General features: G+C 68.8%; 27 protein-coding genes. 10 read left to right on the top strand and 17 right to left on the bottom strand.

Going from position 1 to position 22,676, the window contains the following annotated elements; all coding sequences use genetic code 11:
• Positions 1-38 precede the first annotated feature (38 nt).
• The 5 genes from lptB to ACPEH8_RS09415 form a co-directional block, all read right to left on the bottom strand.
• Positions 39-758 carry an LPS export ABC transporter ATP-binding protein gene (gene lptB, locus ACPEH8_RS09395; RefSeq protein ID WP_017356223.1) on the bottom strand — a complete coding sequence of 240 codons (720 nt, stop codon included), beginning with the start codon at positions 756-758 and terminating at the stop codon, positions 39-41.
• Positions 758-1,279, bottom strand: a complete 522-nt coding sequence (gene lptA / locus ACPEH8_RS09400) for a lipopolysaccharide transport periplasmic protein LptA (RefSeq protein ID WP_017356224.1) — start codon at positions 1,277-1,279, stop codon at positions 758-760. The genes lptB and lptA overlap by 1 nt, the downstream gene beginning before the upstream one ends.
• A gap of 147 nt (positions 1,280-1,426) precedes the next feature.
• The gene (gene lptC / locus ACPEH8_RS09405; RefSeq protein WP_017356225.1) at positions 1,427-1,987 is read right to left on the bottom strand and encodes an LPS export ABC transporter periplasmic protein LptC; all 561 of its coding nucleotides are present in this window, start codon (positions 1,985-1,987) and stop codon (positions 1,427-1,429) included.
• Complete coding sequence (locus ACPEH8_RS09410) at positions 1,984-2,532, bottom strand: KdsC family phosphatase (protein WP_017356226.1); 549 nt, start codon at positions 2,530-2,532, stop codon at positions 1,984-1,986. The genes lptC and ACPEH8_RS09410 overlap by 4 nt, the downstream gene beginning before the upstream one ends.
• A gap of 41 nt (positions 2,533-2,573) precedes the next feature.
• Positions 2,574-3,575: a KpsF/GutQ family sugar-phosphate isomerase gene (locus tag ACPEH8_RS09415; RefSeq protein WP_017356227.1), complete on the bottom strand. Its 1,002-nt coding sequence runs from the start codon at positions 3,573-3,575 to the stop codon at positions 2,574-2,576.
• 53 nt (positions 3,576-3,628) lie between these two features.
• Here ACPEH8_RS09415 and ACPEH8_RS09420 point away from each other — a divergent pair, with 53 nt between their 5' ends.
• The 3 genes from ACPEH8_RS09420 (at position 3,629) to ACPEH8_RS09430 (ending at position 5,519) form a co-directional block, all read left to right on the top strand.
• Entirely contained in the window at positions 3,629-3,859 is a 231-nt protein-coding gene (locus ACPEH8_RS09420) for a BolA family protein (RefSeq protein ID WP_136006526.1), read from the top strand.
• Positions 3,860-3,939: 80 nt separating this feature from the next.
• Positions 3,940-5,214 carry a UDP-N-acetylglucosamine 1-carboxyvinyltransferase gene (gene murA, locus ACPEH8_RS09425; protein ID WP_017356229.1) on the top strand — a complete coding sequence of 425 codons (1,275 nt, stop codon included), beginning with the start codon at positions 3,940-3,942 and terminating at the stop codon, positions 5,212-5,214.
• Positions 5,211-5,519, top strand: coding sequence for an EF-hand domain-containing protein (locus ACPEH8_RS09430; RefSeq protein ID WP_423666566.1), 309 nt, complete (start codon positions 5,211-5,213; stop codon positions 5,517-5,519). The genes murA and ACPEH8_RS09430 overlap by 4 nt, the downstream gene beginning before the upstream one ends.
• A 37-nt stretch (positions 5,520-5,556) precedes the next feature.
• Here ACPEH8_RS09430 and ACPEH8_RS09435 read toward each other — a convergent pair whose 3' ends face one another.
• From ACPEH8_RS09435 to purM, 6 genes are all read right to left on the bottom strand, one after another.
• Positions 5,557-6,240 carry a DUF3108 domain-containing protein gene (locus tag ACPEH8_RS09435; protein WP_017356231.1) on the bottom strand — a complete coding sequence of 228 codons (684 nt, stop codon included), beginning with the start codon at positions 6,238-6,240 and terminating at the stop codon, positions 5,557-5,559.
• A gap of 2 nt (positions 6,241-6,242) precedes the next feature.
• Positions 6,243-7,025: a DUF3108 domain-containing protein gene (locus ACPEH8_RS09440; RefSeq protein WP_026070793.1), complete on the bottom strand. Its 783-nt coding sequence runs from the start codon at positions 7,023-7,025 to the stop codon at positions 6,243-6,245.
• A 65-nt stretch (positions 7,026-7,090) separates the two neighbouring features.
• Positions 7,091-7,744 (bottom strand): phosphoribosylglycinamide formyltransferase, encoded by a 654-nt coding sequence (gene purN / locus ACPEH8_RS09445; protein WP_017356233.1) that lies wholly within the window; start codon positions 7,742-7,744, stop codon positions 7,091-7,093.
• A complete protein-coding gene (locus ACPEH8_RS09450; RefSeq protein ID WP_026070794.1) occupies positions 7,741-8,178 on the bottom strand; it encodes a hypothetical protein in 438 nt (145 codons plus the stop codon). Before ACPEH8_RS09450 ends, purN begins: the two co-directional genes overlap by 4 nt.
• A gap of 7 nt (positions 8,179-8,185) precedes the next feature.
• On the bottom strand, positions 8,186-8,644 hold the full coding sequence (locus ACPEH8_RS09455) for a membrane protein (protein WP_017356235.1): 459 nt from the start codon (positions 8,642-8,644) through the stop codon (positions 8,186-8,188).
• Between the two features lie 14 nt (positions 8,645-8,658).
• Entirely contained in the window at positions 8,659-9,720 is a 1,062-nt protein-coding gene (purM, locus tag ACPEH8_RS09460) for a phosphoribosylformylglycinamidine cyclo-ligase (protein WP_017356236.1), read from the bottom strand.
• Positions 9,721-9,829: 109 nt separating this feature from the next.
• On the opposite strand from purM, the gene ACPEH8_RS09465 reads away from it, so the two are divergent.
• The 3 genes from ACPEH8_RS09465 to hda are packed head-to-tail and all read left to right on the top strand — an operon-like array spanning position 9,830 to position 12,824.
• The gene (locus tag ACPEH8_RS09465; RefSeq protein ID WP_017356237.1) at positions 9,830-10,951 is read left to right on the top strand and encodes a DUF2066 domain-containing protein; all 1,122 of its coding nucleotides are present in this window, start codon (positions 9,830-9,832) and stop codon (positions 10,949-10,951) included.
• On the top strand, positions 10,948-12,117 hold the full coding sequence (locus ACPEH8_RS09470; protein ID WP_017356238.1) for an AI-2E family transporter: 1,170 nt from the start codon (positions 10,948-10,950) through the stop codon (positions 12,115-12,117). The genes ACPEH8_RS09465 and ACPEH8_RS09470 overlap by 4 nt, the downstream gene beginning before the upstream one ends.
• Positions 12,114-12,824, top strand: coding sequence for a DnaA regulatory inactivator Hda (hda, locus tag ACPEH8_RS09475; RefSeq protein WP_017356239.1), 711 nt, complete (start codon positions 12,114-12,116; stop codon positions 12,822-12,824). The genes ACPEH8_RS09470 and hda overlap by 4 nt, the downstream gene beginning before the upstream one ends.
• 6 nt (positions 12,825-12,830) lie before the next feature.
• Here the strand turns inward: hda and murU are convergent, their stop codons facing one another.
• The 4 genes from murU to ACPEH8_RS09495 all read right to left on the bottom strand — a co-directional run bounded on the left by murU (position 12,831) and on the right by ACPEH8_RS09495 (position 16,457).
• The gene (gene murU / locus ACPEH8_RS09480) at positions 12,831-13,547 is read right to left on the bottom strand and encodes an N-acetylmuramate alpha-1-phosphate uridylyltransferase MurU (protein ID WP_017356240.1); all 717 of its coding nucleotides are present in this window, start codon (positions 13,545-13,547) and stop codon (positions 12,831-12,833) included.
• On the bottom strand, positions 13,544-14,569 hold the full coding sequence (locus ACPEH8_RS09485) for an aminoglycoside phosphotransferase family protein (protein ID WP_153164536.1): 1,026 nt from the start codon (positions 14,567-14,569) through the stop codon (positions 13,544-13,546). Before ACPEH8_RS09485 ends, murU begins: the two co-directional genes overlap by 4 nt.
• Positions 14,570-14,627: 58 nt before the next feature.
• On the bottom strand, positions 14,628-14,897 hold the full coding sequence (locus ACPEH8_RS09490) for a GlsB/YeaQ/YmgE family stress response membrane protein (protein ID WP_423666568.1): 270 nt from the start codon (positions 14,895-14,897) through the stop codon (positions 14,628-14,630).
• Between the two features lie 66 nt (positions 14,898-14,963).
• Positions 14,964-16,457, bottom strand: coding sequence for a M20 family metallopeptidase (locus ACPEH8_RS09495; protein WP_136006532.1), 1,494 nt, complete (start codon positions 16,455-16,457; stop codon positions 14,964-14,966).
• Positions 16,458-16,704: 247 nt separating this feature from the next.
• Here ACPEH8_RS09495 and ACPEH8_RS09500 point away from each other — a divergent pair, with 247 nt between their 5' ends.
• The 4 genes from ACPEH8_RS09500 (at position 16,705) to ACPEH8_RS09515 (ending at position 19,848) form a co-directional block, all read left to right on the top strand.
• Positions 16,705-16,986, top strand: coding sequence for a ComEA family DNA-binding protein (locus ACPEH8_RS09500; RefSeq protein WP_262072343.1), 282 nt, complete (start codon positions 16,705-16,707; stop codon positions 16,984-16,986).
• A gap of 395 nt (positions 16,987-17,381) precedes the next feature.
• The gene (locus tag ACPEH8_RS09505) at positions 17,382-18,443 is read left to right on the top strand and encodes a L,D-transpeptidase (RefSeq protein ID WP_136006534.1); all 1,062 of its coding nucleotides are present in this window, start codon (positions 17,382-17,384) and stop codon (positions 18,441-18,443) included.
• Between the two features lie 29 nt (positions 18,444-18,472).
• Positions 18,473-19,219 (top strand): murein L,D-transpeptidase catalytic domain family protein, encoded by a 747-nt coding sequence (locus ACPEH8_RS09510; protein ID WP_153164534.1) that lies wholly within the window; start codon positions 18,473-18,475, stop codon positions 19,217-19,219.
• Positions 19,220-19,233: 14 nt separating this feature from the next.
• Positions 19,234-19,848, top strand: a complete 615-nt coding sequence (locus ACPEH8_RS09515) for a HutD/Ves family protein (protein WP_136006539.1) — start codon at positions 19,234-19,236, stop codon at positions 19,846-19,848.
• Positions 19,849-20,091: 243 nt separating this feature from the next.
• Here the strand turns inward: ACPEH8_RS09515 and ACPEH8_RS09520 are convergent, their stop codons facing one another.
• Together ACPEH8_RS09520 and ACPEH8_RS09525 are read right to left on the bottom strand one after the other, a co-directional pair.
• The gene (locus ACPEH8_RS09520) at positions 20,092-21,699 is read right to left on the bottom strand and encodes a sulfite reductase subunit alpha (RefSeq protein ID WP_423666570.1); all 1,608 of its coding nucleotides are present in this window, start codon (positions 21,697-21,699) and stop codon (positions 20,092-20,094) included.
• Positions 21,696-22,676 (bottom strand): FAD:protein FMN transferase, encoded by a 981-nt coding sequence (locus ACPEH8_RS09525; protein ID WP_313217280.1) that lies wholly within the window; start codon positions 22,674-22,676, stop codon positions 21,696-21,698. The genes ACPEH8_RS09520 and ACPEH8_RS09525 overlap by 4 nt, the downstream gene beginning before the upstream one ends.

Genomic DNA, 22,676 nt, shown 5'->3' on the forward strand with positions numbered 1-22,676 from the left:
GTGCCGAACGGAGGGAAGGCGTTGCGGCGGCCGCTGGATCAGAGCTTGAAGGTGTCCCCAAGGTAGACGCGTCGGACGTCGGCGTTGGCCAGGATCTCGTCCGGCGCGCCCTGTGCCAGCACGCTGCCTTCGTTGAGGATATACGCGCGGTCGCAGATTCCCAAGGTTTCGCGCACATTGTGGTCGGTGATCAGGACCCCGATCCCGCGCTGCTTGAGGTGGGTGACGATGCGCTGGATCTCACCGACCGAGATCGGGTCCACGCCGGCGAACGGTTCATCGAGCAGGATCAGGCGCGGGCGGGCCGCCAGCGCGCGGGCGATCTCGCAGCGACGGCGCTCGCCGCCGGACAGGCTGGCGCCGAGCTGGTCGGCAACGTGACCGATCTGCAGTTCGTCGAGCAGCGAGTTGAGCTCCTTCTCGCGGCCGTCCTTGTCCAGGTCTTCGCGCAGTTCCAGCACCAGGCGCAGGTTGTCGGCCACGGTCAGCTTGCGGAACACCGACGGTTCCTGCGGCAGGTAACCCACGCCCTGCTTGGCGCGGGTGTACATCGGGTCGCCGGTGATGTCCTTGCCGTCCAGCACGATGCTGCCGGCATCGGCTTCGACCAGCCCGACAATCATGTAGAAGCAGGTGGTCTTGCCGGCGCCGTTCGGCCCGAGCAGGCCGACCACTTCACCGGCGTCCAGGGTCAGGCCGAAATCCTTCACCACTTCGCGCTGCTTGTAGCGCTTGCGCAGGCCTTTGGCGACGAGCATTACTTCTTGCTCCCGGCAGCGGCCGGCGCGGCGGCCTTGGCCTTCGGCTGGATCACGGTGCGCACACGGGTGCCGTCGCCACCGCTGTTCATCTCGCCGGTACGGGTGTTGTAGGTCATCTTCTGGCCGGCATTGGTGCCGCGCGCGCTCTTGACGTTGTAGTTGCCGGTCATCGTGAGCACTTCGCCCTTGATGTCGTAGTCGATGCGGTCGGCCGAGGCATCCATCCAGCTGCCGTCATCGAGCTGCTGCTTGAGCTTGGCCTGCTTGCCGGTGAATACCGCACGCACCGGCTCGCCGTCCTTGAGGTAGATCTCCGCTTCGGACGAGCGCAGGTCCAGCGTGCCCTGGATGACGATGACGCCCTGGGACAGGGTGGTCTTGCCATTGCCGTCGAGCGTGCCGGTCTGCGCGCCCGCGTCGATGGACATCGGCTCGTTGCGGTCGGTGGACTTGGCGCTGGCGGCGAAGGCGGGGACGAGAAGACTGATCGCGCAGGCGGCTGCAAAGAGGATCTTCATGAGGTGGTCTGTTCTGCCGGTGTTGGGGCCGGGCCGTGGGGCCGGGGCGGTATCGGGGTCACGGCTGGCACCATGCCAGACGCGTGGAGGGGGCAACCGCTGCTGGCCTGCGCCTGTCCGGGGACGGCGGCACGGCCGGCAGCCTGGTCAGCGGGTGGGCGTGTAGCTGCCCTTGGACTGACTGAGGAAACGGTAGGTCTTGGTCTTGGAATCCAGTTCGAACCCGACCCCGGACTGCATCATACCCGGGCGGGTCATGGTGACCTTGGCATCGGTGCTGGCGCGGTTCTCCTTGGGGAACACGTCGAGGTGGTCGGTGCGGAACGTGGTGGGGGGGACCGCAGGCACCTTCGGGCTGTCGCCGCTGACGTTGCCGGTCAGTTTGAGCTGCTCGCCCTTGGCGCTGACCCAGCCCTTGTCGCTGCGCAGCTCCCAGTGGTTGCCGTCCTGGTCGGGCAGCAGGAACACCGGGGTGGTGATGTTCATGGTGGCGTCGCTGCGGGTGCGTTCCAGCAGCGGCGCGCGCAGGGTGGTGGACTCCTTGCCCTGTTCGTCGAGCGCCACGATCTGGAAGTCGTGCAGCACGTAGTCCTTGCCGCCGTCGTCGCCGGCCACGATGTCGCTCCTGCTGCCATTGCGCAGCAGCGACCAGCCGCTGAGCAGCGCGGCAACCAGCAGCAGGGCGCCCAGTCCGGTCCGCCAGCTCATGCGCCGAACCTCGCCAGCACCGCATCGACCTTGCCCTGAGCGGCCAGCAGCACATCGCACAGTTCGCGGGCCGCGCCGCGGCCGCCATCGGCGCGGGTCTGCCAGTGGACGCGCTCGGCGATCCAGGGATGTGCATTGGCCGGGGCCACCGCCAGGCCGACCGCGCACAGCGGCGCGAGGTCGGGCAGGTCATCGCCCATGAAGGCGACCTGGTCCAGGCCGATGTCGTGTTGGGCGCACAGCGCGCGCACGCTGGCCAGCTTGTCGCCGACCGCGATCTGGGTGTCGATGCCCAGGTCGGCGCCGCGCCGGAGCGCGGACTGGCTGTTGCGCGCGGTGATCAGCACCGGGTGGATCCCGTGCTGCTGCAGCAGTTTCAGGCCAAGTCCATCCTGCACGTAGTACGCCTTGCTCTCGTTGCCGTCCTTGTCGTAGTAGAGCCGACCGTCGGTGAGCGTGCCGTCCACGTCGAAGCAGGCCAGCCGGATACGGCCGGCGATGGCATGCAGGTGGGGCGGAAAACCGGGCAACGGGGAGTAGGGCATCAGGGCGGCAGGTCAGCTGAATGGAAGGGGGGAACTGTGGTTTAAACCACCCGCGCCCGCAACAGGTCATGAATATTGAGCGCACCGACCAGCCGGCCGTCGGCGTCGACCACCATCAGGCCGGTGATTTTGTGGGTTTCCATCAGCCGCGCCGCTTCGGCGGCGAGCTGGTCGGCCCCGATGGTACGCGGGTGGCGGGTCATCACATCGGCGATGCGCGCGCTGCGCACGTCCAGCGCGCTGTCCAGCGCGCGGCGCAGGTCGCCGTCGGTGAACAGCCCGATCAGGCGCTCATCGGCATCGACCACGGCGGTCATGCCCAGCCGCTTGCGGCTCATTTCCACCAGCGCTTCGCTGAGGCTGGCGTCGGCGCCCACGCGGGGCAGTTCGTCGCCGCTGTGCATGACGTCGGTGATGTGCAGCAGCAGGCGTCGTCCGAGGCTGCCGGCCGGGTGCGAACGGGCGAAGTCGTCGGCGGTGAAGCCACGCGCGTCGAGCAGGGCCACGGCCAGGGCATCACCCATCGCCAGCGAGGCGGTGGTGCTGGAGGTCGGCGCCAGCGCCAGCGGGCACGCCTCGGCCGGCACGCTGACGTCCAGGTGGATATCGGCGGCCTGGGCCAGGCTGGAGGCCGGGCGGCCGGTCATGGCGATCAGCCGGTTGCCCTGGCGCTTGAGCACCGGCAGCAGCATCAGCAGCTCGTCGGACTCGCCCGAGTAGGACAGCGCCAGCACCACGTCGGCCTCGGTGATCATGCCCAAGTCGCCGTGGCCGGCTTCGCCGGGGTGCACATAGAAGGCCGGGGTGCCGGTGGAGGCCAGGGTCGCGGCGATCTTGCGCGCCACGTGCCCGGATTTGCCCATGCCGGTGGCCACCACCCGGCCCTTGCTCTCCAGTACCAGCTGGCAGGCCTGGCTGAACGCATCACCCAGCCGCTCGGCAACGGCGGCCAGCGCATCGCGCTCGATGTCGAACACGCGGCGGCCGCTGGCGACCAGGGCGGCGGGGTCGGCCGGATGGGGCAGAAGGGGCGATACAGCCATGCGGGCGCCACGCGGAAGAGTAGAATGAGCCCACATTTTATTAGGAAAGCCCGTTGGACGCTGAGACCATCCGCAAACTGATCGAATCCGGCCTGCCGGGCGCCCGCGCGGACGTGCAGGGCGATGACGGGGTACATTTCGAGGCCACCGTGGTGTGCGAGGCCTTTGCCGGCAAGCTGCCGCTGGCACGCCACCGCATGGTCTATGCCACGCTGGGTGATCTGATGGGCGGGGCGATCCACGCGCTGGCGCTGAAGACGGTTACGCCGGCTGAAGTGGGCTGACGGGCCGTTCAGCCGACTGACAGCCGGCTCCACCCCCGTCGCCTGCATTCCTTCCTCTTCCCCCTTTTTCTGCAGAGTTTATGGCCAAGATCGTAGTGACCGGCGGCAAGCCGCTGCACGGTGAAGTGAACATTTCCGGCGCCAAGAACGCCGTCCTCCCCATCCTGTGCGCGACGCTGCTGGCCGATGCGCCGGTGGAGATCACCAACGTGCCGCACCTGCACGACGTGGTCACCACGGTGAAGCTGCTCGGCGAACTGGGCGCCAAGGTCACCATCGACCAGGGCACCCTGTCGCGCGGCAGCGCGATCGTGGTCGATCCGCGTCCGGTCAACCAGCACGTGGCGCCGTATGAGCTGGTCAAGACCATGCGCGCGTCGATCCTGGTGCTGGGCCCGCTGCTGGCCCGCTTTGGCGCGGCCGAAGTGTCGCTGCCCGGCGGCTGCGCGATCGGGTCGCGTCCGGTCGACCAGCACATCAAGGGCCTGCAGGCGCTGGGGGCTGAGATCACTGTCGAGAACGGCTTCATCAAGGCCCACGCCACCCGTCTGAAGGGGGCCCACTTCACCTTTGACATGGTCAGCGTCACCGGCACCGAGAACGTGCTGATGGCTGCCGTGCTGGCCGAAGGCACCACCGTGCTGGACAACGCGGCGATGGAGCCGGAAGTGACCGATCTCGCCCACTGCCTGATCGCGCTGGGCGCGAAGATCGAGGGCCTGGGCACCGCCCGCCTGGTGATCGAAGGCGTCGAGCGTCTCTCCGGCGGCCGTCACGAAGTGCTCCCGGACCGCATCGAAACCGGTACGTTCCTGGTCGCCGCCGCGATGACCGGCGGCAAGGTCACGGTCAACCGCGCACGTCCGAACACGATGGACGCGGTGCTGTCCAAGCTGGTTGAAGCCGGTGCGACGATCGAGACCACCGACGACAGCATCACCCTGGACATGCAGGGCAAGCGTCCGCGCGCGGTCAACCTGACCACCGCGCCGTATCCGGCCTTCCCGACGGACATGCAGGCGCAGTTCATGGCGCTCAACTGCGTGGCCGACGGCGTGGGCGTGATCAACGAGACGATCTTCGAAAACCGCTTCATGCACGTCAACGAGCTGCTGCGCCTCGGCGCGGACATCCAGGTTGAAGGCCACACGGCGATCGTGCGCGGCTCGGTCGAACTCAGCGGCGCGCCGGTGATGGCGACCGATCTGCGCGCGTCGGCGTCGCTGATCCTGGCCGGGCTGATGGCCGACGGCGATACCACCATCGACCGCATCTACCACCTGGACCGCGGCTACGAGAACATCGAAGAGAAGCTGTCTTCGCTGGGGGCCACCATCCGGCGCGTGGCCGCATGATCCTGCGCGGCCGGTTCACCCGCCGCCGCAAGGCGCTGCTGATCCTGGTGCTGGTGGTGCTGGGTTGGCTGGGCTATGCCTGGTACGCCAGGATCGCCATCACCCGTGGCATCGAGCAGCAGGACATGGACTGGAACGCCGACGGCAGCGTCAGCCGCATCGAAGTGCTGCAGGCGTTCTACGCGGTGGGCGTGGACGATACCCAGGAAGGCAACCGGCACTGCCGCACCTTCTACTGGCGCGCCAATCACGAGCAGATCCGCGTGGACTGCAAGACCGTGTTTGGCGAGGCCAGCCCGGAATGAAAAAACGCCCGCGCAAGCGGGCGTTTTTTTTGGCGGCTTACTTGAAGGACTTGATGGTCAGGTCCAGCGCGTCCTTGCCGCCCTCACGCTGCAGCAGGCGCGCCGGTACCGGGAACTCCTTCACGATCCAGGCGATCAGTTCCTTGTTTCCATCGCCGCGCGAGACCTTGGTGGCATCGTAGGTCTTGCCTTCGACGGTGATCTTTTCCTGGCCGACCACCTTGTAGGTCATCGGCTTGATCCGGCCTTCGTCGACCATGCGGTAGTTCAGCGGCTTGCCGGCCGCCAGATCGCGCGCGATCGCCAGGTTGATCAGCAGGGCGTCCATGTCGCCGGCCTTGAGCGCCACCGGCCCGCGACGCTCGGGCTTGATGTCGCCGGTCCAGGTCGCCTGATTGCTGGTCCAGTTGTAGGCGGCATCCACATTGCGCTTCTTGACCAGCAGGATCGAGCGGTCGTGGCTGCTCAGCGGGCGCAGGCGGCCGGCGGCTTCCTCGAACACCGTGCTCTGGCTGAGGTCGGCCAGCTGGTTCTTCACGTTCAGGCTGTAGCGCCACTTGTTGGCGCCTTCGCTGGCCAGGGTCATGGTGCCATTGGCCTGCATGCCCATGTAACTGGCCTGGTAATCGGCCTTGAAGGGCTGCAACGCCATTGCCGGCAGGCTCACCACGGCCAGTGCGCCGGCGGCGATCCAGGTCAGCGGACGGTTCATCATGGTCATGCTCAAACTCCTTGGTATTCGATCAGGCGCAGGTCGATCCGATCTTCGCCGTCTTCGCGTTGCAGGATACGTACGGGCGTGGGCACGCCGTTGGCGATCCAGAGGATGGTTTCATCGTTGCCGCCGTTGGTGCGATACACCCGCAGCGCGTTGTAGGACAGGTCGCCGACCTGGACGTTCTCGGTGTCCGGGGCGGCCTGGTAGTCGTGCTGGCGCACGCGGCCCACGTCCACGTAGCGGTAGTGCATCTGACCGCCCGGGCGCGCGTCGCGCATGATCGCCAGGTTCAGCAGCAGGGCGCTCTGGTCGCCGCGCTGCAGCGGGATCGGCACGGTGCGTTCCTTCTTCAGGTCGCCCAGCCACTGCGCGGTGCCGGCCTGCCAGTTGTAGGTGCCGGTGACCTTCTTGCCCAGGAACAGGCCCTTGCGGACGGTGGCCTGGCTGAGCGGCACATAGGTGTCGCCCTGTTTCTCGAACACGGTGCTCTGTTCCAGGTTCAGACCGAGCACGCTGGCGAAGCCACGGCGTCCCACCACCTGCATGTCCACGCGCCACTGCGCACCGCCGGTATGGGTGACCCGCATCGTGGCATCGCCGGCCTCCTTGCCCTTGTACATCGCCTGGTAGGTGGCAGTGAACGGCTGCAGCGGCGGTGCCTCCCACGGCGTTGCAGGCAGGGCCGGCGGCGGTTCGGGCGCGGCCGGAGCTTCCTGCGCCTGCACGAGGGCAGCGGTGCACAGCAGGGATGCGATCAGCAGCACTGGCTTGAACAAGGGCGTTCTCATGCGGTCAAGAAGAGCGGAGGAGGGAGGATGCCAGCGCCGGGGTCAGCGGCATGTGTGCGCCGCAGTCAGCGGTTCAGCTGTCCGGCGCAATCTAGGCGCAGCGGATTAAACAGGGGGTGACCGTCGACAGCAACCTGACCGTCGCGTTCAGACACGCGCCCGGCCACGAGCAGGCGCAGGCTGGCGATCAGCAGCGGGTGTTCGACCGCCAGCACCCGCTGGGCCAGCGATTCGGCGCTGTCGCCGGGCAGGACCGGGACCCGCGCCTGGGCCAGTACCGTGCCGGCATCCAGCTCGGGCACCACGAAGTGCACGCTGGCGCCGTGCTCGGCATCGCCGGCTTCCAGCGCACGGGCGTGGGTGTGCAGGCCCTTGTAGCGCGGCAGCAGCGAGGGATGGATGTTGACCAGGCGGCCACTGAAACGCTGCACGAAGGCCGGCCCGAGGATGCGCATGTAACCGGCGCAGACCACCCAGTCCGGCGCGAACGCGGCCAGCGCATCGGCCAGGGCTGCATCGAACGCGGCGCGGTCGGCGAAGTCGGCCGGCGCACATGCCCAGCGCCGTTCCGGTGCCACCTTCAGCAGCGCGGCCGCGCCGGGGCGGTCGGACAGCACGCCCACCACGTCGGCGTCGAGCTGCCCGGCCGCCTGGGCATCCAGAATGGCCTGCAGGTTGCTGCCACGGCCGGAGGCCAGCACCGCGATGCGCGTACTCATGCCGGGAGGGCGTTGCCGTCGTCGAAGGCCGCGCGCACTTCCGGACGCTTGAAGGCCACGTAGGCGTACGCACACAGGGCCATGCCCAGCGGCCCGGCGAAGCAGGCCAGGAAGCTGGCGATGGTGCAGTACCGCAGGCGGATCCGACGGCCGATGTAGCGGGCGGTGAAGAACTGCACCACGCCCAGGATCGCGCCCAGTACCGACAACGCCAGCAGGACGATGAACAGGCCGACCGGCGCGGCGTCCGGGCTGGTCGACCCGCGCTCGCTGACATAGCCGGCCACGCTGATCAGCACGAACAGGCCGCCGGCCAGGACGTGCACGATGGCCAGCACGTAGAACAGGATGTTGAGATTCTGCAGGTGCGAACGGACCTGCAGCGGGGTCCACTGCGAGGACGGGGCGGGCAAGGGGGGCGGGGTCGGGGTCATCGGGCGCTCAGGGTTGGGCCGGCACGGGCTGGAAGGCGGGCTTCACCGCCGGCTTCAACAGCACCACCAGGGTGAACACGCCCAGCACGGTGCCGAACGGCGTGAACAGACACGACAGGGCCGCCACCACCAGGCACAGCGTGTACCGGCGGCGCTGCGCCAGGCTTCGCCCGGCCAGCACCATCAGCGATGTCATGGTCAGGCAGACCACCAGGAACAGCGCGCCCATGCCGACGAACATCCAGCCCACCATCAGGTCGCTGTTGGCGCCGGCGGCCTGCTGGTTGGCCGGGAACCAGCCGTTGACGATGCCAAGGCCGATCCCGATGTAGAGCAGCGGGAAGAGCGCGAACAGGGCCATCAGGCCGGCGACCACGTAGTGGAAGATCGACAGCAGGCGCAGATGGCCCTGGTCTTCCAGCGACAGCAGCGGCGGCGGAGCCAGCGGGGTGGGGGCAGCGTCCATGCGTATCTCCCGGATCAGCCGATGTGGACGCGTTCGGCGCCATCGGTGGCGGCGGTGACCTCGCCGATGGTCCAGTGCGCCAGGCCCAGGCCGTCCAGCGCGGTGCCGATGCGCCCGGCCTGCGCCGGCGGGACCACCAGCACGAAGCCGATGCCGCAGTTGAAGGTGCGCCACATTTCGGCATCGGCCACGGCGCCTTCGCGCTGCAGCCACTGGAACACCGGCGGCAGCGACCAGGCGCTGGCGCGGATGTCCAGGCCCAGGCCATCGGGCACCACCCGGATGATGTTCTCGGTCAGGCCGCCACCGGTGATGTGGGCCATGCCGTGGATGGCCTCGCCGTGGGCCTTGAGCAGCGCCAGCACCGGCTTGACGTACAGCGCGGTCGGCGCCATCAGCGCATCGACCAGGCGCTTGCCGTCCTCCAGCACCAGGTCGGCCGGCTGCCCGGCGCGGTCGTAGATGCGGCGGATCAGCGAGTAGCCGTTGGAGTGCGGGCCGGAGGAGGCGATGCCGATCAGCAGGTCGCCCTGGGCCACGCGCGCGCCGTCGAGCAGCTCGGACTTCTCCACCGCGCCCACGGTGAAGCCGGCCAGGTCGTATTCGCCCGGCGGGTACATGTCCGGCATTTCGGCGGTTTCACCGCCGATCAGCGCGCAACCGGCCTCGGTGCAGCCATTGGCGATGCCGCCGACCACGGCGGCGGCCGTGTCGATGTCCAGCTTGCCGGTGGCGAAATAATCCAGGAAGAACAGCGGCTCGGCGCCCTGCACCAGCACGTCGTTCACGCACATGGCCACCAGGTCGATGCCGATGGTGTCGTGGCGGCCCAGCTGCTGGGCCAGCTTCAGCTTGGTTCCCACGCCGTCGGTGCCCGAGACCAGCACCGGTTCGCGGTACTTGTTGGACAGGTCGAACAGAGCACCGAAACCGCCCAGGCCGCCCATCACTTCCGGCCGGAAGCTGCGCTTGACCAGCGGCTTGATGCGTTCGACCAGCTCGTTGCCTGCGTCGATGTCGACACCGGCGTCGCGGTAGGTCAGGGAAGGAGGGGTCGAAGACGGGGAGTTGGTCACGGGCGTAGGCGCTGCGCTGGGGTGAAAGCGGGATTTTAACAGGCCACGTTGGCGCACAGGCCCTATTCGGGCAACAATTCCCCCTGGATACGCTCTATGGAAAGTCCTGATGCGCCGCAGCCTCCTGTTTGTGATGTTCCTCGCCCTGTGCCTGCCGGTGGCCACGATGGCCCAGAGTGGCCTGCGGACCGAGGGCGATGTCGCCAGCGCCTCCGGCGCCTATGAGGCGGAGGTGCCGGTCAACAGCCAGAGCGATGCCGACCGCAATGGCGCCTTGGCGCGCGCGCTGGGCAACGTGCTGGCCAAGCTCTCCGGCGACCGCGGCGTGATGGCCCGGCCGGGCGTGGCGCAGTCGCTGCGCGGGGCCAAGGATTACGTGGCCAGCTACGACTACCGCCAGGACCAGAGCACCTCGGCCAGCGGCGCCCCCAGCTACCGGACGGTGCTGGTGGCGCGCTTCCGCCAGGATGACGTGGATGGGCTGATCGGCGCATTGGGGCTGCCGCTGTGGCCGCAGCCGCGGCCCAAGCCGGTGGTCTGGCTGGCCATCGATGACGGCTCGGGCCCGCGCCTGGTCACCGTGCAGCAGGCCAATGCCGCCCGCCCGTTGCTGAACCGCGCGATCGAGCGCGGCTACAAGCTGGGCCTGCCGTCGGGCAGTGCGGCCGAGCAGGCCCTGGTCGGTGCGATCTGGCGCCAGGACACCGCCGCGGTGGCCCGTGCGTCGGCGCGCTATGCCCCGCCGATGCAGCTGGTGGGCAAGCTGTACCGCGACAAGAGCGGCGGCTGGGTGGCCGACTGGGTGTTCGTCGATGGCGGCAAGGAACTGAACAAGTGGTCCACCAGGGACACCGATGCCCGCCGCGCGATGGCCGGTGGTGCCGACGGGGCCGCCGACGCGCTGGTGCGGCGTTACGCCAAGGCCGGTGCAGCCACCGGTACGGCGGGTACCTACCGGATCGTGGTCACCGGCATCCACAGCGCCGAGGACTACATGCGCCTGGCCGCCGGCCTGCGCGAGACCCCGGTGGTGCGCAACGTGGTGCCGGTGCGCGCTGCCGGCGACCGCCTGGAGCTGGCGCTGGACATGACCACCGGCCTGGCCGGCCTGAACCGCATGCTCGGCGACAATGGCGTGCTGGTGCCGGTCGCACCGCTGCCCGTCCCGGTCGATGGCGACGAACCCACTGCCGCGCCGGTGCCGGCCAGCAACGAGTACCGCCTGCGATGATCCTCAGCCCCGAAGCGGAAATCGCGCAGTTCCTGCGCCGCCTCAAATACGTGCTGGTCGCGCTGGCGGCGGGCTGGGTGATCTGGCTGCTCGGCCCGATTCTGACCCCGTTCGTGCTGGCACTGGCGTTGGCCTGGCTGGGCGACCCGCTGGTCGATCGGATCGAGGCCACCGGCCGTTCCCGCAATACCGGCGTGGTGCTGGTGTTCGTGGCGATGATCCTGGTGATCACGGCGGCACTGCTGATCCTGGTGCCGATGATCGAGCGCCAGATCGCCACGCTGATCGCGGCGATCCCGCAGGCGCAGCAGTGGCTGATGCAGACCGGGATTCCGTGGTTCGAGCAGAAGACCGGCCTGGAAGTCATGCAGTGGCTGGACCCGGACCGCCTGATCGAGTGGGTGCGCAGCCATTGGCAGCAGGCCGGCGGCTTTGCCAAGACCTTCTTCGGCTACGTGTCGCGCTCTGGCTTCACGATGGTCACCTGGGTGGTCAACATCCTGCTGCTGCCGATCCTGGCGTTCTACTTCCTGCGCGACTGGGACAAGCTGGTGGAGCGGGTGGCCTCGATGATCCCACGCAACCACATTGCCACCATCACCAACCTGGCGCGCGAGTCGGATGAAGTGCTCGGTGCGTTCATCCGCGGCCAGTTCCTGGTGATGATCGCGCTGGGCGTGGTGTACGCGGCCGGGCTGTCGCTGGTGGGGCTCAAGCTGGGCCTGTTGATCGGCCTGGTCGCCGGTCTGATCAGCTTCATCCCCTACCTGGGTGCGACCACCGGCATCGTCATGGCCGTGGTGGCCGCGCTGGTGCAGGCGCAGGGCTTCGATCTCAAGCTGCTGATCCTGGTGGGCGTGGTGTTCACCGTGGGCCAGCTGCTGGAGAGCTACGTGCTGACCCCGCGCATCGTCGGCGACAAGATCGGCCTGCATCCGGTGGCCGTCATCTTCGCGGTGATGGCCGGTGGCCAGCTGTTCGGCTTCCTGGGCATGCTGCTGGCGCTGCCGGTGGCGGCGGTGAGCAACGTGCTGCTGCGCTACGCGCACCAGCGCTACCGCGAAAGCGAGCTGTATGCCGGGGAGCGCTCGGCAATCGTGCTCGATTCCTACATCGACAAGACCGACGTGGTGATCACGATGCCGAAGGATCCGGACGGCCAGTGAGCGTGGTCCCGCAGCTGCCGCTTGCCCTGCGCTACCCGCAGGACGAGCGCCTGGAAACCTTCATCGGCGCCCCGGACGGGGCGCTGGCGCAGCTGCGTGCGATCGCCATCGGCGCGGCATCGGACTGGGTCTACCTGGAAGGCGCGGCAGGCACCGGCAAGACCCACCAGGCGCTGGCGATGTGCTCGCTGGCCGAGCAGGCCGGTCGGCAGCCGACGTACCTCCCGCTGAAGGCGGTGGTCGGGCGCACGCGCGCCGCGCTGGAATCACTGGAAGGCCGCGATCTGGTCGCGCTCGACGGCCTGGATGCCGTGGCCGGGCACCGCGACGATGAAGTGGCATTGTTCGACTTCCACAACCGCGCACGCAGTGCCGGCATCACGCTGCTGTACACCGCCCAGCATGCGCCCGACCAGCTGGGCCTGGTGCTGCCGGACCTGCGTTCGCGCCTGCAGCAGTGCGTGCGCGTGGTGTTGCAGCCGCTGGACGATGAAGGCCGTGCGGCGGTGCTGCGCGAGCGTGCGGCGCGCCGTGGCCTGGCCATCGACGAGGCCGCGATCGAATGGCTGCTGACCCGCACCGGACGCGAGCTGGGCAGCCTGGTCAGCCTGCTGGACTGGCTGGACCGCGAATCATTGGCCGCGCAGCGGCGCATCACCGTGCCGTTCCTGCGCCAGGTGGTGGAAGAAGGCTCGCACCGCCTGTAGCGCGCTCTACCGCTGTGGCTGCCGGCGCAGCGCCGCATCCAGTGCCGCCAACCGCTCCGGCGTGCCCACATCGGTCCATTGCCCACGATGATGCTGCCCGGTGACCCGGCCGTCGCCCATCGCGTGACGCATCAACGGCGCCAGTCCGAACTGCGGCGGCGTGGCAGCGGCACCGTCGGTACCGCCGATGACCTCGCGCCATCCCTGCACAATCCCCGGGCGGAACACGCCCACACCGGCATAGGTCAGGCGCGGCGCATCGCCCACATCGCCCACCGTGCCATCGTCGTGCAGGATGAAATCCCCGCGCGGGTGCTGCACCGGATTGTCGACCAGCACCAGGTGCGCGTCGCCGTGCGGCTGTACCGGCAACGTGGCGAAATCCACGTCGGTCCAGACATCGCCGTTGACCACCAGGAACGGGCCGTCACCCAGCACCGGCAGCGCGTTGAGAATGCCGCCGCCGGTCTCCAGCGGTATCGGACCTTCGTCGACCAGATGCAGGCGCAGGCCCCAGCGCGCGCCATCGCCCAGCGCCGGCGCGAACCGGTCGCCCAGCCACGAGGTATTGATCACCACCTCGTCGATGCCGGCCGCGGCCAGGCGTTCGAGGTGCCACACCACCAGCGGTTTGCCACCGGCCACCAGCAGCGGCTTGGGTGTGTGCAGGGTCAGCGGTCGCATCCGCTCGCCCTTGCCGGCGCAGAACACCAGCGCCTTCATGCGCGCGCCGGCCGCGGTTGCGCCAGCCGGGCCAGCGCGGGCTTGATGCGGTCTTCCAGCAGCGCCCGCAGCGGGGCCAGTTCCGGGTGGCGCGGCAGCACTTCGTCCAGGTACCGGATGAAGCGCGGCGCATCGTCGAAGTAATGGCCCTTGCCGTCGCGGTCGCGCAGGCGCACGAACAGGCCGAGAATCTTCAGGTGCCGCTGCACACCCATCCAGTCCGCGTCGCGCAGGAACTGCGGCCACGGCCGCACCGGCAGGCCGGCGGCCCGTGCCTGTGCGTGGTAGCGCGCCAGCCAGGCATCCACCCGCGCCAGCGGCCAGCTCAGGAAGGCATCCTTGAACAGGCTGACCGGGTCGTAGGCGATCGGGCCGCGCACCAGGTCCTGGAAGTCGAGCACCGCGGGCCCGTCGTCGACCGGCATCAGATTGCGCGGCATGAAATCGCGGTGGGTCAGTACCTGCGGCTGGCCCAGGGCGTTGTCCATCAGGCGGCGATGCACCAGCTGCAGGCCTTCCAGCTCGCCGCAGTCCAGTTGCAGCCCCAGGTGGCGCTGCAGGAACCACTCGTCGAACAGGCCGGCGTCGCGCTGCAGCAGTGCCTCACCGAAGCTGCCCATGCCGTCGGGCACGGGGATCGACTGCAGCCGGATCAGTTGCGCGAAGGCGGCGTCGAACCAGGCATCTGCGTTGGCATCGTCGATGTGGCGGGCCAGCGTGGGGCCGCCGAGGTCCTCAAGCAGCAGGAACCCCTGCTCGACATCGCGCTCGAACACCTGCGGCACGCGCACGCCGTTGGGTGCGAGCAGATCATGCATGCGCAGCCACGGGCGCACGTCCTCCAGGCCAGGCGGAGAATCCATCACGATGTGGCTGCCACGCGTGCTGGTGGCGCGCCAGTAGCTGCGGAAGCCGGCGTCCACCGAGGCGCGGTCGAGCGCCAGGTGCGGGTCGCCAAGCATGGAACCTGCCCACTGCCGGCGGAGGTCGGCGCGCAGCGGGTCGGAAGCGGGATCGTTCATGGACGGGTACGTCGAAGCGGCGCCGGATGGCGCGCGGAAGGAAAGGAGTGGGGCAAGGTCAGCGTTTGCCGCTGACCAGTCGCAGCACGGCCAGGATGGCGACCGCGCCGATCACCGCGCCGATGAAGCCGGCCGGTTCGCCGCGTGCATACCAGCCCATGTACTGGCCGAACCAGCCGGCAAACAGCGCACCGCCGATGCCCAGCACGATGGTCAGCAGACAGCCCATGCGGTTGTCGCCGGGCATGAAGAAACGCCCGAGCAGGCCGACGATGAAGCCGACCAGGATGATGTAGAGCCAGCTGGTGCTGCCGAACAGACTGTTCATGACGCCGATTCCCGCAGGAGATGGACGCAGCCTACCAAGTGCAGGCTGCGTCCGTCACCGGGACGGTCAGCAGCAGCCGTGGCCGCCGTGGCGGGTGCCGCTGTCGGCCGCCACCGGCGAGCCGCTGGTCTCACCGCGCAGGCTGGCCGCGTAGTGCTCGCTGATCACCTTGGACACGCAGGCGGTCACGCGCTTGCCCATCGGGATGTGCAGGAACTCGTTCGGGCCGTGTGCGTTGGAGTGCGGGCCGAGCACGCCGGTGATCATGAACTGCGCGCCGGGGAACTTCTCGCCGAGCATGCCCATGAACGGAATCGAGCCGCCTTCGCCCATGTACATCGCCGGCTTGCCGAAGAAGGTCTGGCTGGCATCGTCGATTGCCTTGGTCAGCCACGGCGCCATCGCCGGCGCGTTCCAGCCGGTGGAGGCCTTCTCCAGGTCCAGCGTCACTTCGGCACCGTTCGGCGGATCGCGCAGCAGGGCGTCCTTGAGCAGCTCGCCGCAGGTCTTGCCGTCGGCGGTCGGCGGCAGGCGCAGCGACAGCTTCACAGCGGTATGCGGGCGCAGCACGTTGCCGGCCGAGGCCAGTGGCGGCATGCCGTCCACACCGGTCACCGACAGCGCCGGGCGCCAGGTGCGGTTGAGCACCAGTTCGGTAAGGTCGTCATTCATCGGCGTGAGGCCGTCGACCAGCGGGAATTTCTCGAAGATCGCGGTGTCCACCACGTCGGCGGCGCGCTTGGCCTGTTCCAGGCGCTCGGCCGGAATGTCCACATTCATGCCGTCGATCAGGATGCGGCCGGTGTTCTCGTCCTCGATGCGCGAGAGCAGCTGGCGCAGCAGGCGGAAGCTGGACGGCACCACGCCGGAGGCATCACCGGAATGCACGCCTTCATTGAGCACCTTGACCGAGAAATTGCCGCCGGTCAGGCCGCGCAGCGAGGTGGTGCACCACAGCTGGTCGTAGTTGGCGCAGCCCGAATCCAGGCACACCACCAGCGACGGCTTGCCGATGCGGTCGGCCAGGTGATCCACGTAGGCGGGCAGGTCGTAGCTGCCCGATTCCTCGCAGGCTTCGATCAGCACCACACAGCGTGCGTGCGGCAGGCCCTGTTCCTGCAGCGCCAGCACCGCGGCCAGCGAGCCGAAGATCGCATAGCCGTCGTCGGCGCCACCGCGGCCGTACAGCTTGTCGCCGCGCAGCACCGGCACCCACGGGCCGAGGTCGTCGTCCCAGCCGGTCATTTCCGGCTGCTTGTCCAGGTGCCCGTACAGCAGCACGGTGTCGTCGCCGGTTTCGGCGCCGGTGGCGGGAATCTCCAGCAGGATCAGCGGCGTGCGGCCTTCCAGGCGCACCACTTCCACGTTCAGGCCGGGCAGGTTCTGGGCCTTGGCCCAGTTCTCCATCAGCGTGACCGCCTGCTCCATGTAGCCGTTCGCGACCCAATCAGCGTCGAACATCGGCGATTTGTTGGGGATACGGATGTAATCGACCAGTTGCGGGACGATGTCGTTGTCCCACTTGTCACTGAGGAATTGGCCGAGTTTGGCGCTGTCCATCTGAAACTCCGAGTGCATTGGCTAGTCCTCACATTCTACGCCTCCCATCGGGGTAGGGATTTCCCTACATCACGTCGGGTATTTGGCCGGCTGCGTGAAGGTGCAGTGGACGATAGGCTGTGTGTATGTGGCGCGGGACACTGTTTTGGCCGAAGGGAATGTCGGCAGGCACTGTTTCCAAGTCACAAGGAGTTTCACGGTGGGGCCTTGGGTTTCGTGGAAGGCGCTGGTGCTGGGAATGCTGTTGATGTGGCCTGCCCATGCGGCGGACCGGATCGACATCAATACCGCCGATGCGTCGATGCTGGAGCAGGGACTGGCGAACGTAGGGCCCAGACGGGCTGAGGCGATCGTTGCATACCGGCGACAACACGGCCCTTTTCTTCGAGTCGAGGAACTGGCTCGGGTCAAGGGGATAGGGACAGCAACCGTCGAACGGAATCGACAGCGGATGACGGCAGGCATCAGGACGATGCCCGTCGAGGAGCCTCCCAGGAAGGAGGCGCCGCGCTCCGTACCCAGGCGCTGACGGACAGGATTGCCGGAGACGGGCAGGACGCTGGTCGGCCACGCGGGCAGGACGCCCGATGGCACCGGACGCAGCAGGGACGCCCATGCCGCACGGACGCGGCGCCAACGGAAGGCAGGACACCACCAGGACGGTGGCATCCAGACCCGGGAAGGGAATGCGATGGCGGATAGAACAACGGCCCAGTGCAGGGAGCATGGTCGGGACCCATTTGGCAGGATGCGAAAGGGGGAAGGCGGGATGCCGACAAGGACGTGAAGATTGCCCGGTACCGTACAGGACGTATGGCCGGGCAATTTCTTTTCTGCGCGCGTGGCGCACTGCCGCGCCGCGAATCACCACTGCCGTGCGGCGCATCGTGTAGCCTCGGCGCGTCACTGCACAGGAATGAAGCAATGCGCGTACGTCGTTGTCTGTTGAGCGGGGTGGCAACCGCGCTTGTCGCTGCACTGTCCCTGGCCCACGCCGCCACGCCCCCGTCCCCGGCGACGGCGGCCACCACCGAGGTCGTACGCGGCCCCACCGACCTCAAGCCCGGCGAGTTCCTCTGGCATCCGGAGATTTCGCCGGCCGGTCCGATCGTGCTGGTGGTCAGCCTGGATGAGCAGCGCGCCTATGTGTATCGCAACGGCATCGCCATCGGGCTGAGCACCATCAGCTCGGGCAAGGCCGGGCACGAAACCCCGACCGGCGTGTTCACCATCCTGCAGAAGGACAAGGACCACCGGTCCAATCTCTACAACAGCGCGCCGATGCCGTACATGCAGCGCCTGACCTGGGATGGCATCGCGCTGCACGGCGGCAGCCTGCCCGGGCATCCGGCATCCCACGGTTGCGTGCGCCTGCCGCAGGCGTTCGCGCAGAAGCTGTTTGGCGAGACCCGGCGCGGCGACACCGTGGTGGTGGCCGATGCCAAGAGCGCGCCGATGACGCTGGCCTATCCGGCGGTATTGGCACCGGTCAACAGCACCGGCAAACCGCTGGTCGAAACCACCGATGCACCGGACCACTACTGGAACGACGCCGCCGCGCCCTCCGGACAGGTCGGTATCCTGGTCAGCCTGCACGACCAGCGCCTGTACGTGCTGCGCGACGGCGTGCTGATCGGTGAATCGCGGCTGGAAGCCAAGGCGCTGCCGGCCTTCGAGGGCACTACGCTGTTCGTGATGCAGCAGGGGTACGCGGATGTTCCCAGCCCCCTGGACGCGCACCAGCGCCTGCACAAGTGGACGGCGTACCCGTTGCTGGGCCAGAGCGAGGGCAACGCCAGCCCGGACCTGCTGGCCACGCCGAGCCTGCCGATGGCGCTGCCGCCGGCGTTTGCCGAGCAGTTGTACAAGGCGCTGGTGCCGGGCACCACGCTGCTGGTGACCAGTCTGCCGGCGGTACGCCCGGTGGCCGATGAACAGAACCTGCAGCCGGTCTTGGAATCCGACGCCCCGGGGTCCACCTTGTAGGGATTGCTCCCGTTGGCGGGTGGTTGCCCATGTCTGCTGTGAAAGCCCTGTTGGCCGCTGCGCTCGGCCTGATTGCGTCCGCCTCGGCGGGCGCAGCCGGGATCCCCGTGGCGGCGGCTGCGCCATCCGCCTCGAGCGCCGCGCGCCCGGCGGCGCAGGACCCGGCCCGGTTGGCCGAGATGCTGGCGCAGGCGGCACCGTCGGCCGACCGCAACGTGCTGCAGCTGGCGGCCAAGGCGATGTCGTGCGCGCTGCGTCGGCCCGATCTTGGCGTCGACCCGGCGCGGTTGAGCGTGATCGACTATTCGCGCCCCTCCACCGAACCGCGCATGTGGGTGTTCGACCTGCGCCGGCAGACGCTGCTGTTCGAGGAATGGGTGGCGCATGGCCGCAACAGCGGCGGCAATCGTACCGAGCATTTCTCCAACCGCGACGGCAGCTTCATGTCCAGCCTGGGCGCGTTCACCGCGAAGGAAACCTACATGGGCGGCAACGGTTACTCGCTGCGCCTGGAAGGCCTGGAGCCGGGCTTCAATGACAACGCGCGCGATCGGGCCATCGTCATCCACGGCGCGCCGTACGTGAACCCTACCTTCGCCCGCATGCAGGGCCGGCTCGGCCGCAGTCTCGGTTGCCCGGCCGTGCGGTTGACGGTGGCCAAGCCGCTGATCGACAGCCTGCGCGGTGGTGCGATGGTGTTCGCCTACTACCCGGACAAGGACTGGCTGGCGCGTTCGCGGCTGCTGGAACCGGACTGCGGCGGCAGCGCCGGCTGAGGCACAATGCCGGCATGTCGACCGATACCTTCCTGAGCGCGGCCACGCGCGTGATTCCCAGTGTCGAGTACCGCCGCGAGCGCTGGCGCAACGGCCTGGGCTGGACCCGCGAGATTGTGCGCGTGCCCGACACCGACGACTGGCAGGTGCGCCTGTCGATCGCCGAGATCGAGCAGGATGCCGCCTTCTCCGCGTTTCCCGGGATCGAGCGCGAGCTGGTACTGCTGCGTGGCGAAGGCCTGCGCCTGCGCTTTGCCGATGGCACGCTGCACACGCTGATGCCGCCGCATGACCGCCTGCGCTTTGCCGGCGAAGCGCAGGTGCGTGGCGAGCTGGTGGACGGCGTCACCCACGACTTCAACCTGATGTGGCGCCGTGATGCAGTGAACGCCGAACTGCTGCATCGCCCGCTGGTGGGCAGCATGTTCTTCTTCACCGAAGCGGACACCGCCTGGGCGATCCACCTGTTGTCCGGACAGGCGCAGTTCGACGGCGACACCAACCTGCCGCCGTTGGAAGCCGGCGATACCGCGTGGCTGGCCGCCGGTGAACGCCGGCGTTTCGCGCTGCGCGGCGGTGGGGAGTTGTTGGCGATCCGGGTTTCACCCGGAAAACCCCCACTTGCATGACGACACCGGCAATCAACGGCTGCTGACCCGGATCAGGGAAGCACGGCATGCGTTGCTGCATTGGCACTGCTCTCCCGCCGAACCGGCGCACACCTTGCGGGTAACTGGCCGTCGATCAACTGCCTACGCTGCGCAACGTCCGGCAAGGGCGTGACCGTCGATCGAAGGCGGCACCGGTGATGCGTTCGCCGCGCAGGCCACTGCTACAGGCAGTCGTTGCCGGCGATGCCCGATGGCCGTTGCTCAGTACACGTCGCGCCGATACCGTCCGGCGACGATCAGGGCTTCTTTGCCTTCGCGTCCCAGCGCCTGTTCGATCACTGCATCCACCGCCGGGGCCATGCCCTGCAGGCTGCCGCAGACCAGGATCGTGGCACCGTCGCGCACCCACTGGCGCAGCTCGTCCAGGCGCGCCTGCAGCCGGTCCTGCACGTAGCGATGTTCACCGCCGTCGCGACTGAACACCGTATCCAGCCGCTGGATGCCCCCGGCCTGATGCCAGGCGATGAGTTCATCGCCAAAGAAGAAATCGTGGGCCTGGGTACGCTCGCCGAACAGCAGCCAGTTGCGCCGCGCGCCGGCATCGATGCGGGCGCGCAGATGCGCGCGCAACCCGGCGATGCCGGTGCCGTTGCCGATCAGGATCAACGGTGCGTCGTGCGCCGGTGCATGGAAATTCGGGTTGCTGCGGAAGCGCAGGTCGATGCGGCCGCCCAGGTCGGCGTGGTCGCACAACCAGCCGCTGCCCAGCCCGGGCGTGCCGTCCGGGCGCAGCTGGCGGCGCAGCAACAGCATCACCTGGCCTTCGACGGGCATGCTGGCGATGGAGTACTCGCGGTGCGGCAGCGGCGTGAGCGAGGCGACCAGGGCCGCGTCCTCGGCGGGCACCGCATCGGGCAAGGCCGGCAGGTGCGCGCGCGCCAGGTGGGCCGACAGCGGCTCGCCGCCCACCATCCTCGCGCCGTCGCGTGCGTGGGTGGCCAGCCACGCCGCCACGTCGGCCGGCGCGTGCCGCGGCCCGATTTCCACTACGTCACCGGCCTGCCAGGCCGGCAGCGCGCCGTCAGCCGGCACCAGCGCGATCCGCCAGGTACCGGTGCCAGGGCTGCCGGGGTTCTCCAGCGTGCGCGCCTGCAGGTGCCACGGCCGGTACTCGGCCGGGGTCCAGTCCGGCAGGTCGGTGGCGGCGCCGCCGAGCTGGCCGAGCAGCTGCTGCCAGTGGCGCAGCGCGGCGGGATCGGCGTTGTCCACCTCCACGGTATCGAACAACGGGTGCGCGCCGTGCTGGCGCAGCCACGCATCGAGCTGGTGCCCGAACGCGCAGAAATGCCCGTAGCTGCGGTCGCCCAGCGCCAGTACGCCGTAGTGCAGCCCGGGCAGGGCCAGCGCTTGTGGCATGACGTTGCGCAGGAACGGCAGTGCGTGATCGGGCGCATCGCCTTCGCCGGTGGTGCTGACAACGAACAGGGCCTGCGTGGCCTGCTGCAGGGTCGCCGCATCAATCTGGTGCAGGCCGCGGACGCGTACCGCCACGCCGGCTGCACGCAGGGCGTCGGCGCTGCGTTCGCACAGCTGCTGGGCAAACCCGGTCTGGCTGGACCAGACCAGCAGGGTCGGCGGTGGGCCACTGTCGCTGGCGGTGTCGTCGCGCGGACGGCCCCGCCACCACACCACCGCGCAGAACACTGCATACGCCACCACGCTGCCGGCGGCCCAGCTCCAGCGCGCGGGCAGCGGTGCACTCTGCCACCACGCGTCCTGCTGGTGCAGGCCCAGCAGCCACACTGCGATCAGCAACAGCAGCGCGATGACGGCGGTGTTGCCGAGGGTGGCGCGCGAGGGGAATCTCATGCCGCGCCCGCCGCATCATCGCCAAGCAGCTGCGCGAAGGCCGGGCTCAGGTGTTCGTCGATGCCCTGCGCGCCACGGGTGACGAAGCGGGCCGCCAGGCCGTGGGCACGCGCGAAGGCGAGGCCCGTTTCCACGCCCATCACTGTCAGGGCGGTTGCCCACGCATCGGCGTGCATCGCATCGGGGGCCACCACGGTGACGGCGGCGGCCGCGCGTGCAACGGGCGCACCGCTGCGCGGGTCCAGGGTGTGGCTGAACTGCGCGCCGTCCTGTTCAAAGTGATGCCAGCGGTCGCCGGAGGTGGCGACGGCGCGATCGTCGAGCGTCAGCACGCGGGGCGGGTGGGTTGCCCGCGCATCGTCCTCCGGCGCGGATTCAACCAGCACGCGCCACGGCTGGCCGTCGGGCTTGCGCCCATAGCCATGCAGTTCGCCCCCCACTTCCACCAGCGCGGCGTGCACGTCCTGCTGGCGCAGCCAATGGACGATCTGGTCGACACCGAAGCCCTTGGCGATGGCCGAGAGATCCAGCTCCAGTCCACCGGGTTGGTACAGCCGGCCGGGTTCATGCCGCAGGCGCTGCCAGCCACAGCGTGCACGGGTGGCGGCCAGGGTCTGCGCGTCGGGCACGCGCCGGGCCTGCGCCTGTGCACCGAACCCCCACACCGCCACCAGCGGACCGACGGTGGGATCGAAGGCGCCGCCGCTGCGCCGGGTGATGTCCAGCGCGCACTGCACGACCGTGTCGAACAGCGGCGGCAGGGCCTGCCAGTGGCCGGCATCGGCGCGGTTGAACCGCGCGATGTCGCTGCCGGACTCCCAGGTGCTCATCTGCGCCACGACGGCGTCGAGCTGGGCCTGGATGCCGGCATGCAGCGGGTGCAGGTCGCGCGTACGCGCCACCGCCAGCTTTACCTGCCAGGTGGTGCCCATGCTGCGGCCACCGAGGCTGGCGATGTCGAGGAGCGTGTCGTTCAT

The organism is Stenotrophomonas sp. NPDC077461 (assembly GCF_049545475.1).
GTDB classification, from domain to species: domain Bacteria; phylum Pseudomonadota; class Gammaproteobacteria; order Xanthomonadales; family Xanthomonadaceae; genus Stenotrophomonas; species Stenotrophomonas nematodicola.

What these genes read in the sequence shown, in the direction of transcription:
- ACPEH8_RS09465 (WP_017356237.1), top strand. Translation starts at nt 9,830, where the DNA reads ATGCGCCGCAGCCTCCTGTTTGTGATGTTCCTCGCCCTGTGCCTGCCG.
- ACPEH8_RS09450 (WP_026070794.1), bottom strand. Translation starts at nt 8,178, where the DNA reads ATGACCCCGACCCCGCCCCCCTTGCCCGCCCCGTCCTCGCAGTGGACC.
- ACPEH8_RS09500 (WP_262072343.1), top strand. Translation starts at nt 16,705, where the DNA reads ATGTGGCCTGCCCATGCGGCGGACCGGATCGACATCAATACCGCCGAT.
- lptB (WP_017356223.1), bottom strand. Translation starts at nt 758, where the DNA reads ATGCTCGTCGCCAAAGGCCTGCGCAAGCGCTACAAGCAGCGCGAAGTG.
- purN (WP_017356233.1), bottom strand. Translation starts at nt 7,744, where the DNA reads ATGAGTACGCGCATCGCGGTGCTGGCCTCCGGCCGTGGCAGCAACCTG.
- ACPEH8_RS09430 (WP_423666566.1), top strand. Translation starts at nt 5,211, where the DNA reads ATGATCCTGCGCGGCCGGTTCACCCGCCGCCGCAAGGCGCTGCTGATC.
- ACPEH8_RS09455 (WP_017356235.1), bottom strand. Translation starts at nt 8,644, where the DNA reads ATGGACGCTGCCCCCACCCCGCTGGCTCCGCCGCCGCTGCTGTCGCTG.
- ACPEH8_RS09520 (WP_423666570.1), bottom strand. Translation starts at nt 21,699, where the DNA reads ATGAGATTCCCCTCGCGCGCCACCCTCGGCAACACCGCCGTCATCGCG.
- ACPEH8_RS09525 (WP_313217280.1), bottom strand. Translation starts at nt 22,676, where the DNA reads ATGAACGACACGCTCCTCGACATCGCCAGCCTCGGTGGCCGCAGCATG.
- ACPEH8_RS09505 (WP_136006534.1), top strand. Translation starts at nt 17,382, where the DNA reads ATGCGCGTACGTCGTTGTCTGTTGAGCGGGGTGGCAACCGCGCTTGTC.
- ACPEH8_RS09415 (WP_017356227.1), bottom strand. Translation starts at nt 3,575, where the DNA reads ATGGCTGTATCGCCCCTTCTGCCCCATCCGGCCGACCCCGCCGCCCTG.
- ACPEH8_RS09490 (WP_423666568.1), bottom strand. Translation starts at nt 14,897, where the DNA reads ATGAACAGTCTGTTCGGCAGCACCAGCTGGCTCTACATCATCCTGGTC.
- ACPEH8_RS09435 (WP_017356231.1), bottom strand. Translation starts at nt 6,240, where the DNA reads ATGACCATGATGAACCGTCCGCTGACCTGGATCGCCGCCGGCGCACTG.
- ACPEH8_RS09470 (WP_017356238.1), top strand. Translation starts at nt 10,948, where the DNA reads ATGATCCTCAGCCCCGAAGCGGAAATCGCGCAGTTCCTGCGCCGCCTC.
- murA (WP_017356229.1), top strand. Translation starts at nt 3,940, where the DNA reads ATGGCCAAGATCGTAGTGACCGGCGGCAAGCCGCTGCACGGTGAAGTG.
- lptA (WP_017356224.1), bottom strand. Translation starts at nt 1,279, where the DNA reads ATGAAGATCCTCTTTGCAGCCGCCTGCGCGATCAGTCTTCTCGTCCCC.
- ACPEH8_RS09510 (WP_153164534.1), top strand. Translation starts at nt 18,473, where the DNA reads ATGTCTGCTGTGAAAGCCCTGTTGGCCGCTGCGCTCGGCCTGATTGCG.
- lptC (WP_017356225.1), bottom strand. Translation starts at nt 1,987, where the DNA reads ATGAGCTGGCGGACCGGACTGGGCGCCCTGCTGCTGGTTGCCGCGCTG.
- ACPEH8_RS09495 (WP_136006532.1), bottom strand. Translation starts at nt 16,457, where the DNA reads ATGGACAGCGCCAAACTCGGCCAATTCCTCAGTGACAAGTGGGACAAC.
- ACPEH8_RS09410 (WP_017356226.1), bottom strand. Translation starts at nt 2,532, where the DNA reads ATGCCCTACTCCCCGTTGCCCGGTTTTCCGCCCCACCTGCATGCCATC.
- murU (WP_017356240.1), bottom strand. Translation starts at nt 13,547, where the DNA reads ATGAAGGCGCTGGTGTTCTGCGCCGGCAAGGGCGAGCGGATGCGACCG.
- ACPEH8_RS09440 (WP_026070793.1), bottom strand. Translation starts at nt 7,025, where the DNA reads ATGAGAACGCCCTTGTTCAAGCCAGTGCTGCTGATCGCATCCCTGCTG.
- ACPEH8_RS09515 (WP_136006539.1), top strand. Translation starts at nt 19,234, where the DNA reads ATGTCGACCGATACCTTCCTGAGCGCGGCCACGCGCGTGATTCCCAGT.
- ACPEH8_RS09485 (WP_153164536.1), bottom strand. Translation starts at nt 14,569, where the DNA reads ATGAACGATCCCGCTTCCGACCCGCTGCGCGCCGACCTCCGCCGGCAG.